Raw genomic sequence first — 14,779 nt, 5'->3', positions numbered from 1 at the left:
CCCCCCAGCCCCACCAACAAAAACAGGTGCTTGAACCTTCAAAACTTATTGAGCAAATGTCTGATTTTCAGCAAACAAGAAAAAACCTGTCCGACACAAGAGCCGCCTTTGCGCAAGCCGAGGGCGAACTGTTTCGCGTGTCAGAGCAACTGAAACAAGTCAACGCGCAGTTGCGAGAGATGGGACGTTGGTTCAACCCCGACGAGCCTGAACACCAGAAGCAACGCCAGCAGTTGGAGGGCAAGCGCCAGCAATTGGAGAGCCTGAAAAAACAACGGGAAAAGACATTCGGGACATTCAAAAATCAACTGGCAAACCTTTATCCCAATTTCTGGCAAACCTGGACCGACCCGCGCCAAAACGCAGCCCATCTCAACGACGACATCCCTATTCTGCTCTTCCCGCTTCGTTTGGAAACACGGTTCAAGACCCTAAGCGTGGCAGGCGCGGCCACCCAGCACCAACTTTGGGTACGGGTTTTTCCCGACGAATGTCTGGTGGACACATTTGAGGAAACCCTCTCGGAGGTCGAACTCAAAAGCGCCGGCATCTTCTGGCGCGAATACTTTCACGCCGCAGGAGCGGAAGATGAGGAACGCGCCGCTTGGCGCGGCTTGGTGGCCAGCCATGGCTCCGGGCGAGCGACGTGGATTGTGCAGCATTTCCGACCGCTGAACCCAGTTTCCCCCGACGACGCATTGGGCGACCCAACATTGGAGCAAAAACCGACATCGAAAGCACCGGGAGAACTCGTCCTCGTGGTGACAGCCGACGAACATCTGGCAGCAACAGAACGCCCCCTGCTGGCAGCCTATTGGTCTGCAGTATGGGAATCGGCAGGCCACGAACCAACAGCAAGCGCCGCTTGGTCCGCGCTGGCAACAGCCGTGGGAACAACGAGAGCAGAGACATTGGCGGAACAATACAAGCCTTACAACCTGACGGAAAAACCCGCGCACGGCTTTGACCATTCGACCACCACCGTGCGCGTGTTTTTTATGTATTTGCCCAAAAATGAAGACTTGGAAACCAAAACCACCTCATGGGCGAAGGCCGCACAGGCAAGTCTGCTGCCCGAACGCTTCGTCCTGCTCGGCTTCCAGAAAGGGAACAAGGTCTTGGAAGAAATCAGCGCACCCGTGCAAGCGCCCTTCCATGTAAGCCCCAACCCGACCGCCGACACGGAATCACAGTTTCAATTCGACGAATTTGGCAACCTTATCATCGGAGATGAGCTGCGGTGGATGCTCGATTTTGAGGAAGCCGTCAATCGAGGGATGGGCTTTCGCGTGAACATCACGGCGCAACAAGCCACCGCTGGTTTCGACCGACTTTTTGTGTTGGGGTTGCGGCTTGGCGCCGACGCTGCGGAGGGCAAAACCGAGTTGGAAGCACTGCTCCAACATCACTACTACAGCCGTTCTGGATTTGCTTTTTTGCCACAGGGTGCGCCCACCAACAACACGGAAGAGGTCAACTCAGCCTACTCGCGCGACGACGACGCGGACGCAAGTTTCGAGGTCGTTTTCAAAGGAAAAGCACAATTCGAGGAAGAAGCGGATTTTTTCAAAAAACGCGACGGCCAATGGTTTGCCGAATGTCTTGGGCTTGACACCGCATGGCTCAAACAAGTGCCGCTCGCCGGGCACACCGACCAATGCGAAGCCCGTGCGATGAACACAGCCCTTTGGTCAGCCACGCTGGGCTATTTCATGGACACACTCATGCAACCCGTTTTCAACGACGACGACATCTACTACACGCGCTGGTTTTTCAACCATTTCGTGAGCGGGCGCGGCATGATTCCCAGCATTCGCATCGGTCGCCAGCCCTATGGCATATTGCCCACCACCGCTTACAGCAAAATAGGCTGGATATATGGCGACCAGAAGGTTTCTTACATTGATTATTCCAAAAAATTTCAGGAAAAACAACGCAAAACCGAGTTTAAAGACTGGCTTTGGAAATATAGCGGCGTGTTGAACCACCTGCGGAAAACGTGGGAGGAAATTGCCAAAAACGTCGCCCGCGTTGACCCCGCCCATCCCGGCGACCCGCATCAAGCCCTGCTGGATGTGGTAGGATTGCATCCCGCCTCAGTGGAGTTCTATCAGCGGTACGCCAACACCAAAAAACAGATGGACAACATCGCCAAACTTTGGAAGTACCAAATAAACTGGAAAACGCTCTCGGCCAAAATGCAGCAACAGGCCATGACGCAGCTACAGCTCATGGGATATAGCAGCGACGAAATGCCCAAATTGCTCGACCTGTTTTTCAAAACAAAGCCTAATCGGCTGAACGGCCCCATTATTCAAGAAGGCCCCATGTCGGAATGGGAGGCACTGCGCGTCGTCACCACCAATGGCCGCAATTACATCGAATGGCTGCACGAGTGGGCGACACAATCGTTCGACACATTGCGTGTGGAAGACGGCTTCGTGGACAACAAGTGGCCCAACGCGCTGCTTTACATATTGCTCAAACACTCCCTCGAACTCGGCTACCACGACGCTGGGATTCGAGTGCTCGACGATGCCCAACTCCTCAACAACGAACAGAAAAAAATCTTCCGCAGCGAACCGCATTTTTTCCAAATACAAGATACCAAAGCAAGTATCGGGACAGTAACCACTGCCTCGCCCAGCCAAGTCGCCGCAGAGCAAAGCCGCTACCAACTGCTCTACACCCCTTTCCAGCAAATCACCGACCACCCCACGCGAACACTCGCCGAACACATCACGCTCAACCTGAGCCACCTGTTTGGCACCCGTTATCTGAGCGAGCAACTGAAAGCCCTCGAGCACCTGACCCAAACACCCACCGCCCGTCTCGAACGCCTCTTGGCCGAGCATCTCGACTGCTGCTCCTACCGCCTCGACGCTTGGATAAATGGCCTCGTCCATTTCCAACTCGCCTCCATGCGATACGCTCGTTTGGGCGACGACGAAGGGCTGGGCGACGATTCGCTGCACCGAAAAGGGGTGTACTTGGGCGCTTACGGATGGCTGGAAAACGTGGTTTCAGAACAAAAAAAACTTACCCCTTTCGTCCCCAATGACACAAAACTGGACGAGATTTTCAACAAACAAGTGCCTGAAAACCAACGCATACAACTTGTGCGCGACAACAAAAACGAAGGCTACATCCATGCGCCCTCCGTCAACCACGCCGTCACCGCAGCCATTTTGCGCAATGGCTACATAGCCAACGCCACCCCCGCCCATCCAGAGCTGCTAAAAGTCAACCTCGCTTCCGAGCGCGTGCGCCTTGCACTGAGCATGATAGAAGGCATTCGCAACGGCCAAAGCCTTGCCGCTTTGCTCGGCTATCAATTCGAGCGCGGGCTGCACGACCGCTACAACTTCGCGGAATGTGATGAATTCATCTACCCGCTTCGACGCGTTTTCCCGCTTTACACGCGCCCAGAAGACTTGCCCGACGATGTGTCCATCGAGGCCATCGAAGCCCGCAACGTGGTCAATGGGCTGAATTTGATTCGCCACGTCAAAAACCCCAACGGCACCGTGAAGCCATATCCTTTCGGGTTCCCCATGCCAAACAAATTGCCAACCGCTACCATTGCCCAACAAAACATCATCAATGCCGAAATCAATCGCCTGCTCGACATTTACGATGCGTTGGCTGACCTCGCCATTGCGGAAGGCGTGCATCAGGTGGTGTTGGGCAACTATGACCGGGCGGCAGCCACCCTCGACGCTTACAGTCAAGCCACTTTCCCGCCAGTGCCGGAAGTGGTGCAGACGCCGCGCAGCGGCATCGGCCTAACGCACCGGGTCGCCCTTCATTTTGACGCATCCGCCGTCGCGGCGGCTTCCGACAACCCACGTGCCAAGGCCGAGCCTGCCATGCACCATTGGCTAAAAGACACGCTGCCCCCAGCGGCACAAATAAGTTGCAAGGTGGAATACGAAGGAAATCCCAACCCCATATTCGTGACGCAAGCCAATTTGGGGCTTCAACCTCTTGATTTGCTGTATATTATTAACGCCGACAGCTTGGAAACGCGCACGGAATTGGAAGACCGCATCCGCGAATATGTTTTTCGGAACGCCGCGCCAAGCCCCCGCCCCGATTCGACTTTGCACATCACTTACACCGAATGTGACGCAGGGCATTTTTCTTTTTTTGAAATAATGCCCATGCTGCGCAGCCTTCGAGCCTTGTTGTTGCGCTCGCGCCCGCTCCGTTCCACGGACGTGGCGTTGCCAACCGAGGCCAAGCCTGAACATGAAGGCGGCATCGCACTCCAACGCACCAGAGTGGATTTTTTGCTGACAGATTTGGCGAACGAAAAAACAACGCGCCTTCAACCGCTGCTCAACCAACTTGATTTGGTTTTCCCCCAACCCGGCCCTGACACGCCAAACATAGTCGCCAACATTGACAACTATCTTGGCGACCTCGTCGTGGCGCTGCGTTCAATTTCCCTGTATGGCTTGCCGCAAACAGGCTATGGCATTTTTTATGAGACCAAGGGCGCCATTTTCAGCAGCATTTTGAAAAAAGCCTCCGAAATCGCGCAACGGTGGGAGGAAAAATTGGTGGAGTACGATGATTTGCTCTTAGACTTGCCTATCCAGCCCGGCGAACAGGAGCGCATCGAACTGCTGCAAAAAGCGGAGTTGCTCATCTCTACCACTTTCGTGGACACCGCAGGCAAAAACGCTATCCAGATATATGCGGAAATAGAGGCCAAAAAGGCATTGTTCGAGGCAAGGAAAAACGACTTCCAACTGTTGACACAAACTGCCAAGACCAACCTAAGCGAGGTCTGGGCCGACTTTACCTCCTTGCTGCCTGTAGAGAACTTTGATTTGCAGGAGGTCGAAGCAAATCAGATAGAGCAATCAATCGTCGTGCTTGCGGAAGATATTCGGACAAGGACGGAGCAGCTTATCGCCGATTTGGACAAGCGTATCGAAAGCGTGCAATCCAAACTGGACGAACACGACACGCAAGCAGCCTCCGATAAAAAAGTCCAAATCCTGACGGAGGCTGCCCGAGCGATATTCGGGGACGAATTTGTGTTGGTGCCCTCATTCGTCCCGCCAAGCACTCAAGCGGAGGAATGGGAAAAAGCACACAACAACACATCCCAACTGCTTAACTATCAGCAGGCTATACTCAAAAACGCATTTCCGGTGGACGATTGGCTTCACGGCATGGCAAGGGTGCGCGAGAAAATACACCACTTGGAGAACCTGACTTTCCTGACAGAGGCGTTCAGCACCACGACACCAGCGCTACACCCGGCACAGTTTCCATTTGAGGCCGATGTCCCGTGGTTAGCTTTGGAATTCCCGCCAGACACAAACGAAAAATTGGAACGCGACCACCTGCTCTACACAGCTATTTACACCGGGGCTGGTTTTGACAAAAACCAACCGCAATGCGGGTTGCTACTCGACGAATGGACGGAAATCATCCCTTCCGAAACGGAAACGACCGGCATCGCTTTCCACTTCGACAAACCGAACGCAGAGCCTCCGCAAGCCATCCTGCTCGCCACGCCGCCCAATTTCAATGGCGCTTGGCAATGGGAGGACCTCGTGACCACCCTGCACGACACGCTTGATTTGGCCCGTCTGCGTGCGGTGGAGCCGCAGCAACTCGACAAAACCGCACTCTCCATGTTTTTGCCCGCTACCATATTGGCAACTACATGGCGCCCCATCACCATCGGGGCGGATTTGGCAAGGGTCAACAAATTTGTGGAAAAAATGCCTTAGTGCAGCGTAATTGCCACAAAGCCACAAATGCTCCAAGAATTGGATTCTTGAAACCTTTGTGGCTTCACATCTATATGGCAAAGTCAATCTTCATTTCTTGTAGAGATGCACCCACGCATCGCCCATAGCAAATTTGCCCGCCTCGTCGTTGGGAACAGCATCGGGTGCAGCCAAGCGAGCCACTTTGTCGAACGTGCGCTGCAACTCGCTGTCGGAGACACGGGGCGGGGCGGCGGTAGCGATGGCTTCAGTCGCGTAGCCGTGGAGCAGCGGCTCGAATTTGCGGCGGAACAAGTCGGGATGACCAAAAATATCCACGCCCAACACGCGGTCGCCACAAACGACCACCATGCCTACCATGTTAGTAAGGTGCTCCGGCTTGCCGTCGAAATAGCCAATGTATGCGTCGCGCTTGGCCTTGTACTCTTGAGCCGTTTCGAGCGCGGCGTATGTTTTAGTACCGGACACGGCGCTGTTGGATGAGGTCACTTTGGCGACGGCACTCCACACCTCTTCCTGATTCCCAGTACGTTGCACGGCCTCACGCACTTGCGGACTGGCTACGTTGTAATACCCTTTGAAGGCAAAAATTCGCTTTTCATCCTCCGTTGCGGTAGGGTCATCGAAGTGCCAGCGGCCTTGTTCCACACAAAAGACCTCGATATTACGCACCGTTCGAGCCACCACTACTTGGTCTTGCGCTATCACGCGGTCTTGGTTGCCGCCCGTCACCACATCACCCGACATGATGAAGATAGGCTCCTCGCTTTTGTTTTGCACAGTGAGTGCGTTGACGCGGGGTTCGACGGAGCGACCGAACTGTTTGAGTTCGGTGATGCGAAAACCGGGGGTTTTCATTCCTTCCGTGAGGGTTTTCAAGTGCCGCAAGTCAGCGTGCTTTTCGAGTAGCGCGGCATCGGCCAACACGGGGTAGATGCGCAGGTTTTGAAATTCCCATTCAGGGTCGTTTTGAACGCTGAGACGAAGACCATGTGAAGTGGGGGTGTTGGCGACGGTAGGGGTATTGTCGTTTTGGCAGGCCGTCAAAAGGAGTAAGACAAGCACAGGCACACAGAGATGTTTTTTCATAACTTTCTGAATTTCTTATGTTTAATCAGGTGGCGGAAGCGGCTTGTCTTCCAACACGGGACGCATGGGTTGCTCACGCGGGTATTCGGTTTCCAAAGTCGGAACAGGCCGCTCGGCATCTTGGCGGCCCACCGTGGCTCGAGGCAAGTCGCCGCGCAAGCCCCGCATGAGCGATATGAAAAGAAAGAACCAAATCATCCAACCAAGCCATTCGGGCGGATTCACTTGGGACGGTGGCCGGTATTCCAACGAATCGTCCTCGTCGCCCAAATACGGCTGCGCCTGTTGACCCGCTGGCAGCGCAGTTCCGTCGGGAGCCGCCAGACGGCTTTGCGCAAATTTGGCCTCATCCAGACCGCGTTGTGCCTCTTTGATAACTTTGGAAAGTTGTTTGGCAATTTCGTAGAATCCCTCCTCGATGGGCTTGACTTCGACCAGCGTTTTTTTCTTTGGGCCAAGAATATCGTAGTTCGACAGCGGCGATTTTTCTTTCCAAAGCGATGGTGCGAGTATGACGGGAAAAATGTGTGGGCTGAGCCAATCGCCATCCACTCTTCTGCCTGCGGCCAAGCGCAGGTCGTTTTGTATTTGTGGGTCGTTCAGCGACTTGTAACTCGTCATGAACAGGTAGATGTGGGCGCGTTCCTTGCGACGCTGGTTCACTTTGGCGTATTCACCCCTAAAATCGCGGGGCTGGAAGATGGGAAGCAACAACGAAATCCATTCCCAGGGCAGCGAAAGCGGGCGAGGGGCCGGAGGCGGGTCATTGTACCAAATATCCACCTCGTCATGCATCGGGCGCAGAAAATCGTACAGCTCCTTGACCGTTTTTTTGTCGTCAGGTGTGTGCGAGATGTAAACTTTCAACTTTACTGGCGTCATGGCGTTGTCGGTTTTGCGCTGACAAACGTACTTGAAAAAAAGCAATTTGCAAAAGAGGGCGCTCCATCGGCTAATTTCGCATATTCGTCGCAATTTTGCCCTCGTCGCGCCCCAAGCCCTCTTTTTCGCCTTCATTTGCGATGAGACTTTTGCAAATGCAAACTCAACCAATCTTTTTCAAACCTTTTACCATCCAATTCCACCTAAAAAAATGGTCACAACAAAATCGCTTTTTGCCGCAGAGGGGCTGGACGAACGAAGCCTTGAGTTTTTAGCCTCCGCCATTGAGAAAAACAATCTGCCCGGATTCGACTATTACGAGTTCAAACGCGCCGTCGTCGCCCTTTCGCAAATGAAACTCGACGAACCCACCGCGCACAAAAGCGCCTTCACCACCGCAGCCACCGTGGGCGTGACGAAGGAAAAACTCATCGAATCCGCCACTTATTATCGCAACCTTGTGGAAAAAGAAAGGGAACAGTTCGACAAAGCCCTCGAAAACCAGAACGCCGTGAAAATAACCGCCCGACAGGAAGAAGCCAAGCGACTGCGCGACCAAGTGGAGCGGCACAAAGCGGAAATCGCTCGCCTTCAGGACGAAATCGGCGGATACCTCAACCAGATTGACCAAGCCGAGGCCGCCTCCAAACTTGAGAGCGAAAAACTCGAAAAGGCCAAAGCCGCCTTTGAAAAAACTCACAAAGCCGTTTTGCTGCATATCGACAAGGATATCGAGAATATGCACAAGTATTTGTAGTGGCCACACAACTGTGTTCTTATGCAACAAAAATCATTTTGGCAACGCCCGGAGGGCATCACGGGTGCGCTGTTCCTGCTGGGGATGGTGGTGGGCGGCGGCATTTTGTTGAGTAGCCTGCTGCCGGCACTTGTTCTATTGGTTTCCAACACGCTTTATTTCGCGGGACTGCTGGCTGTTTTGGCAGTCTTGATTTATGTGGTGCTCGACCCCAAATTGCGCAACCTCGTGTGGTATCTATACAAGTCCGTGATGCGCTGGATAACGGGTCTTTTTGTAAAAATTGACCCTATCTCGATTCTGAAATCATACATCGAAGATTTGCAGGACACCTTGAAGAAGATGAGTCGCCAAATCGGTTCGCTGCGTGGCCAGATGCGCCAACTAAAAGGCACCATGGATGCCAACACCGACGAAATCAAAAAGAACATGACACTGGCAGAGCAAGCCAAGAAAAAAGGTGACGACAAGAATATGGCGCTCGCCGCTCGCAAGGCTGGTCGGTTGAAAGAAGCCAATGCCAAGTACGAGGAACTCTATATGCGCATGGAGGTGCTTTATCGCATCTTGGCAAAGATGTATGAGAACTCCGAAATCGTACTGGACGACACCAAAGACCAAGTAGCGGTGAAAGAGCAGGAATACAAGGCGATTCACGCCAGCCATTCGGCCATTCGCTCGGCCATGAGTGTTATCAGCGGCGACCCCGACCAACGCGCCATGTTCGACCAAGCATTGGAAGCCCTGGCCGACGATGTGAGCAACAAAGTGGGTGAAATGGAGCGATTCATGGATACCAGCCGCAACCTTATGGCTTCCATTGACCTGCAAAACGGCATCTTCGCGGAAGAAGGGCTTCGGATGCTAGAGCAATGGGAAAAAGAAAGCCCGTTGCTCGCCCCCCCCGCAAAAACCAAGAAACCTGCGGAAAAGCCCCTAGATTTGAACAAGCCGCCCAAAGAACTATTAAAAGACGAGAACGATTACACAAAACTATTTGAGTAGTGCTCAAAATCGCTTGGTCGCCGATATACAAATACGAACTGCCTGAGGGACATCGGTTCCCCATGCTCAAATACGAGCTATTGCCCGAGCAACTACTCTACGAGGGCACCGTGACCAACAACAACTTTTTCCATCCCGACCCGCTCTCAGAACCCGTCGCGCTGCGAACCCACACCAAAGAATACTGGGACAAACTCACCACCGTCAGCTTTTCAGACCGTGAAATCCGGGCCATCGGGTTTCCCATCAATGAAAAATTCGTGGAGCGCGGGCGGCACATCTCCAACGGCACTGTGCGGTGCGCCCAATATGCCCTCCAACACGGCTGCGCACTCAATGTGGCAGGCGGCACCCATCACGCATTCGCCGACCGCGGCGAGGGGTTCTGTTGTTTCAATGACCAAGCCGTGGCAGCCAATTACTTGCTCGACCACGGGCTGGCCCGACAAATACTCATAGTGGACTTGGACGTGCATCAGGGCAACGGAACGGCACATATCTTCCGCAACGAGCCGCGCGTGTTCACCTTCTCAATGCACGGAGAGCGCAACTATCCCCTGCGCAAGGAAACCTCCGACCTCGACATAGGGCTGCCCGATGGCATGGAAGATGGGCCTTACCTAAAAACGCTGCGCGAGGCCTTGCCACGCCTCGCCGACAGGGTGCAACCAGACTTCATTTTTTATCAAAGTGGCGTGGATGTGCTGGCTTCCGACAAATTGGGCCGCCTCCACCTAAGCCGCGAAGGTTGCCGCGAGCGCGACCGCATCGTCCTGTCTTTTTGCAAAACAAACCACATCCCCGTTGCCGTGAGCATGGGCGGCGGTTATTCCCCCCGCATCGCCGACATCGTGGAAGCCCATGCCAACACTTTCCGCACGGCCCAAGAGATTTTCTTTTAACGAAGCTTTAAGCCACGCTTGTTTAAACCCTTCGTTTTGCCCGCCGTCTATGCTCCCGTTTTTCATTGGTTGACAAAAGCAAGTGGGGTTTCGCCCCAGTTGATGCGCAGACCATCGGAACCTTATTTGTTTCATTGTCAATGATATAGACCCCTGCAACCTTTACCTTTCAAACACAACAACTGGTTCAAAAAATGAAAAAGTCCATTTTATTGCTCAGCGCCCTTTTCATGGGCATCCTCCTCTTCAACGCTTGCGAAAAATCAGACAATGCCAAAGTCAACGACGCGGACATCACGACTTCCGAAGACATAGCCACCCTAGAAGATTTTTCGGAAGAAATAGATTTCGCCGTTGATGTCGCCATAGAAGAACGCGGCGGAGGTGGCACTTGCCCGGTCGTGACGCTCTCCCAGCCTTGGGGAACTTGGCCGAACACCATCACCATTGACTACGGCACGGATGGTTGCGCCGGCCCCAACGGTCAGCACCTCTTGAAGGGCAAAATTGTCATCACCCAAACAGGCGACCGCTTCACCGCCGGCGCCCAACGCACCAAAACGTTTGAAAACTTCTATGTGGACGACGTGAAAGTGGAAGGCACCAAGTCATGGACCAACAACGGCAAGGATGCCAACGGCCTTTGGTCGTTCACCAAACAGGCCACCAACATGGTGCTGACTTACTCCGATGGCACCACCACCACTTGGAACCATCAGCACACCAGCACCCTCGCTCAGGGCGGCAATACCCCCACGCATTTGGACAACGTGTGGAGCACCACAGGAAGCACTTCGGGTGTCAATCGCAACGGGGTAGTCTTTTCGTCCACCATCACACAGCCGCTCATCAAAAAAGCCACTTGCCGCTGGGTGTCGGAAGGCGTTATCCAGTTTACCCGCGATGACAAGAACTCGACGCTCGACTTTGGCAACGGCACCTGCGACCGCTTCGCCACGCTCACCACTTCCAACGGCGACACCTTCACGATTCGGCTGCGCCGATAGATTGATACTGAGATAATCCGGGACGATGAAACCGCCATGTTTGAGGACAAATGTGGTGGCTTCATTTTTTTTGAAGAACACTACCTTTGATTCACAAAGAATTGCTGATTTGAGCGAATAACCACAGCTGACAACCATGCTTTCTGCCGACTTCCTCCAATTCCTCTACGACCTCTCGCAGAACAACAACCGCGACTGGTTTGAAAAAAACAAAAAACGCTACGAGGCAACGGTGAAAAAACCATTCGAGGCAACGGTGGCAGCTATCATCGAGCGTGTTTTGCCGTTTGAGCCGGGTTACGGCCCCATCGTGCCAAAGGATTGTATTTTTCGCATCTACCGCGACACCCGTTTTTCCAAAGACAAAAGCCCTTACAAGACGAATGTGGCGGCTTCATTCAATCCCAAAGGCATCAAGTCCACCGCCGATGCCATGTCGTATCCGGGATACTATATGCACATTGAGTTTGGCGCATTGTGGCTCGGTGGTGGCGCGTATTTCCTTGACAAAGAGCCGCTTCGCAAAGTGCGCACGGCTATCATGCAGGCACCGGAGACCTTTCGCACCTTGATTTTGGAGAAAAATTTCGTGGAAAAATACGGCAACATCAGGGGAGAGCGCAACAAGGTGTTGCCACCCGAATTCAAGGAGGCTGCTAAGTCTGAACCACTCTTGGCCAACAAACAATTCTACTTCATGGCGGAGCTTGCTCCCGAACACGCGCTTCAAAGCGACTTCCCCGACTTTGTGGCAGACTACTTCAAGGCGGGGAAAGCGCTCAATGATTTTTTCAGAACGGCGATTTATTAGAACCACCCCGTTTTTTTGCGGCGTGTGCTCGTGCTGCCACCCAGACCCAATACGCCGAGCAAGCCGCGTGTGAGTTCTGCGGCCACGGTGCGGCCTATCTGGCGGGCGGCGGGGCTGCCCAACACCTGCTCCACCGCCGTTTTTTCCTGTCGGCGGCTGGTGGAGGAAGAGGCTGCGGGTTGTTTGACAGGCTGATTTTTGTGCGCCTCGGCGATTTTTTCATTCAATATCTCATAAGCACTCTCGCGGTCAACGACCTGATTGTACTTGCGTGCCAATGCGGACCGAGTGATGAGGTTGTCAATCTCGACAGGGGTGAGCACATCCATGCGGCTTTCGGGCGCGCGCACAAGGGTGTGCGCCAAGGGGGTCGGGATGCCTTTTTCGTTGAGGACGCTCACGATGGCCTCCCCCGTGCCCAGATTGGTGAGCAGGTCTTCCGTCTGATAGTATTTCGTGATGGGGTAGTTCTGCGCGGCCAATTTGATGGCCTTGCGGTCTTTGGCGGTGAAAGCGCGAAGGGAGTGCTGGATTTTCAAGCCCAATTGCGCCAGCACACTATCTGGCACGTCGGCGGGGTTTTGGGTGATGAAGAAAACTCCCACGCCTTTGGAGCGGATGAGTTTGACGATGGTCTCGATTTGCTGGAGCAACACAGCAGAGGCTTCCTGAAACACAAGGTGCGCCTCGTCAATAAAGATGCATAGCTTCGGCTGGTCAGCGTCGCCTTCTTCAGGGAACGAGGAGTAGATTTCGGCCATCATCTGCAACATGAACGTGCTGAAAAGCTTGGGTCTGTCCTGAATGTCGGTCAGGCGAACGATGCTGATGATGCCACGTCCGTTCTCATCCATGCGCACGAGGTCTTGCACGTCGAAGGATAGCTCGCCGAAGAAAACTTCTGCGCCTTGTTGTTCCAGTTCCAACACTTTGCGCAGGATGGTGCCAGCCGTCACGCTACTAAACTGGCCGTACTCGGCCTCTATTTCTGCTTTGCCCTCGTTGCCAAGGTATTGAAGCACTTTTTTGAAATCTTTCAAATCAAGCAGGGGCAAATCCCGGTCGTCGGCGTATTTGAACACGAGCGACACTACCCCACCCTGTGTGTCGTTCAGCCCCAAAATGCGGCTGAACAAGACCGGGCCGAACTCGCTCACTGTCGCCCGGAGCCGTGCGCCGCGTTCGCCGGAAAGCGTGAGAAATTCCACCGTGTTGCCATGAGGATGCCAAGTGACACCGATTTTGCCCGAACGCTCGGTGATTTTGGGGTTGTCGCTGCCCGGCATAGCCACTCCCGAAAGGTCGCCCTTGATGTCCATGACCAGACTCGGCACACCGTTGGCGGCCAACTGCTCCGCCACGACTTGCAGGGTCTTGGTTTTGCCGGTACCCGTAGCGCCCGCGATGAGGCCGTGGCGGTTCATGGTGCGCAGCGGGACTTTGACCTGAAGGTTGGGGATTGCTTCGCCGTTGAGCATGGCACCTCCCAACACGATGGATGGGCCGTTGAAATGGTAGCCAGCCTGGATTTCCGAGATGAATGTTTCTTTGTTAGCCATTTGAAATAAGTGCGCTACGCAGGTGCGTCTGGTTTGTTTTTGTAAATGGGTGAATTGATTTTCGGCTCAAAAATAGCGCAGTCGCTAATTTTTTTGAGAAAAGGGGGTTTGAAAAACGAAGGGAAGTAACTTTGAACCCGAAACGAGCGCACCAAATTTCGCTCAATCCGCCGCCTATGTTAGCTCGCATTCTTGTTGCCCTGCTTGTGGTCGTCGCTTGGCTCATTGTTTTTTGCCTCGGCGCCTTCATAGACACAAACCCGCTGCGCAAAGGGCTTTCCGACAATTTCAACCTGCCTGACTTCTTTCTGATTTTGTTGGCTTGGATTCCGACCAACATCGCTTTTCTCTCCATCCTCGCGGGGCTGATGGGCGCTTTGTGTCGGGGTCTGCTGCGCAAGGTAGAGTTGGAGGCCGCCCTTGAAAAGCCCGTCAGAAAGGAGGACGAGGCACTCGGCGGCTCCATCGCAGGGTTCATGTTCTACATGGCCTTTATGGCTGGCGCGTTTGTGATGATGGACCAACCGTTCACCAATACCACGGAAGCACAGTATTACCGCATCGCGGGGAGCATTTCGTTCATCTCTTTCATCGCGGGTTTCAGACCCGATACGCTGAGGAGAATCTTGGACCGGATTCCGGGATTTTGAGGCTAATGCCTCGGCTCCACCGCACCCACCAAATACACCCGCTTCACCAAAGGGTAGCCGTCCGCGTCCGTATTTTTGAAAACGATATCAATATCCTTGGAAATTTTGCCCGACATGGCGGCTGTGTTGAGGACGATGGCGACAAATCCCCTTTGGCCATTAGGTATTTCCTCTTGTGTCCATTCCATCTCCATGCAATCGCAGGCGCTCACTATTTCTATTTCGAGCAATTGTTGGCCGACATTAGTGAACTCAAAAACGGCTTCCACCATGTCGCCTTCCATCACGTTTCCAAAGACTAATGTTTCGTGGTCGAATCTGACTTCCGTATCTGCGGGGTTGTCCCAATCTGGCATGATGGTGT

General features: G+C 53.7%; 11 protein-coding genes. 7 read left to right on the top strand and 4 right to left on the bottom strand.

Features of this window, described 5'->3' with window-relative positions:
* Positions 1-56: 56 nt before the first annotated feature.
* The gene (locus KIS77_03375; protein MCW5921358.1) at positions 57-5,753 is read left to right on the top strand and encodes a hypothetical protein; all 5,697 of its coding nucleotides are present in this window, start codon (positions 57-59) and stop codon (positions 5,751-5,753) included.
* A 90-nt stretch (positions 5,754-5,843) separates the two neighbouring features.
* Here the strand turns inward: KIS77_03375 and KIS77_03370 are convergent, their stop codons facing one another.
* The gene (locus tag KIS77_03370; GenBank protein MCW5921357.1) at positions 5,844-6,842 is read right to left on the bottom strand and encodes a hypothetical protein; all 999 of its coding nucleotides are present in this window, start codon (positions 6,840-6,842) and stop codon (positions 5,844-5,846) included.
* Between the two features lie 21 nt (positions 6,843-6,863).
* Positions 6,864-7,724 (bottom strand): hypothetical protein, encoded by an 861-nt coding sequence (locus tag KIS77_03365; protein ID MCW5921356.1) that lies wholly within the window; start codon positions 7,722-7,724, stop codon positions 6,864-6,866.
* 211 nt (positions 7,725-7,935) lie between these two features.
* Between KIS77_03365 and KIS77_03360 the strand changes: the two genes are divergently transcribed.
* The 5 genes from KIS77_03360 to KIS77_03340 all read left to right on the top strand — a co-directional run bounded on the left by KIS77_03360 (position 7,936) and on the right by KIS77_03340 (position 12,206).
* The gene (locus KIS77_03360; GenBank protein ID MCW5921355.1) at positions 7,936-8,481 is read left to right on the top strand and encodes a hypothetical protein; all 546 of its coding nucleotides are present in this window, start codon (positions 7,936-7,938) and stop codon (positions 8,479-8,481) included.
* Positions 8,482-8,502: 21 nt separating this feature from the next.
* Positions 8,503-9,486, top strand: coding sequence for a hypothetical protein (locus KIS77_03355; protein MCW5921354.1), 984 nt, complete (start codon positions 8,503-8,505; stop codon positions 9,484-9,486).
* Positions 9,486-10,388, top strand: a complete 903-nt coding sequence (locus KIS77_03350; GenBank protein ID MCW5921353.1) for a histone deacetylase — start codon at positions 9,486-9,488, stop codon at positions 10,386-10,388. The genes KIS77_03355 and KIS77_03350 overlap by 1 nt, the downstream gene beginning before the upstream one ends.
* A gap of 194 nt (positions 10,389-10,582) precedes the next feature.
* Positions 10,583-11,395 carry a hypothetical protein gene (locus tag KIS77_03345; GenBank protein MCW5921352.1) on the top strand — a complete coding sequence of 271 codons (813 nt, stop codon included), beginning with the start codon at positions 10,583-10,585 and terminating at the stop codon, positions 11,393-11,395.
* Between the two features lie 136 nt (positions 11,396-11,531).
* Complete coding sequence (locus KIS77_03340; protein ID MCW5921351.1) at positions 11,532-12,206, top strand: DUF2461 domain-containing protein; 675 nt, start codon at positions 11,532-11,534, stop codon at positions 12,204-12,206.
* On the opposite strand, the gene KIS77_03335 is transcribed toward KIS77_03340, so the two are convergent.
* Positions 12,203-13,765, bottom strand: a complete 1,563-nt coding sequence (locus KIS77_03335) for a DUF853 family protein (GenBank protein MCW5921350.1) — start codon at positions 13,763-13,765, stop codon at positions 12,203-12,205. The genes KIS77_03340 and KIS77_03335 overlap by 4 nt on opposite strands.
* 176 nt (positions 13,766-13,941) lie before the next feature.
* Here KIS77_03335 and KIS77_03330 point away from each other — a divergent pair, with 176 nt between their 5' ends.
* Positions 13,942-14,415 carry a hypothetical protein gene (locus tag KIS77_03330; protein MCW5921349.1) on the top strand — a complete coding sequence of 158 codons (474 nt, stop codon included), beginning with the start codon at positions 13,942-13,944 and terminating at the stop codon, positions 14,413-14,415.
* A 2-nt stretch (positions 14,416-14,417) separates the two neighbouring features.
* Here KIS77_03330 and KIS77_03325 read toward each other — a convergent pair whose 3' ends face one another.
* Positions 14,418-14,771: a DUF1573 domain-containing protein gene (locus KIS77_03325; protein ID MCW5921348.1), complete on the bottom strand. Its 354-nt coding sequence runs from the start codon at positions 14,769-14,771 to the stop codon at positions 14,418-14,420.
* Between the last annotated feature and the right edge of the window lie 8 nt (positions 14,772-14,779).

This window comes from Saprospiraceae bacterium, from assembly GCA_026129545.1.
Lineage (GTDB): Bacteria > Bacteroidota > Bacteroidia > Chitinophagales > Saprospiraceae > M3007.
This window is presented reverse-complemented; position numbering and strand designations above follow the sequence as displayed.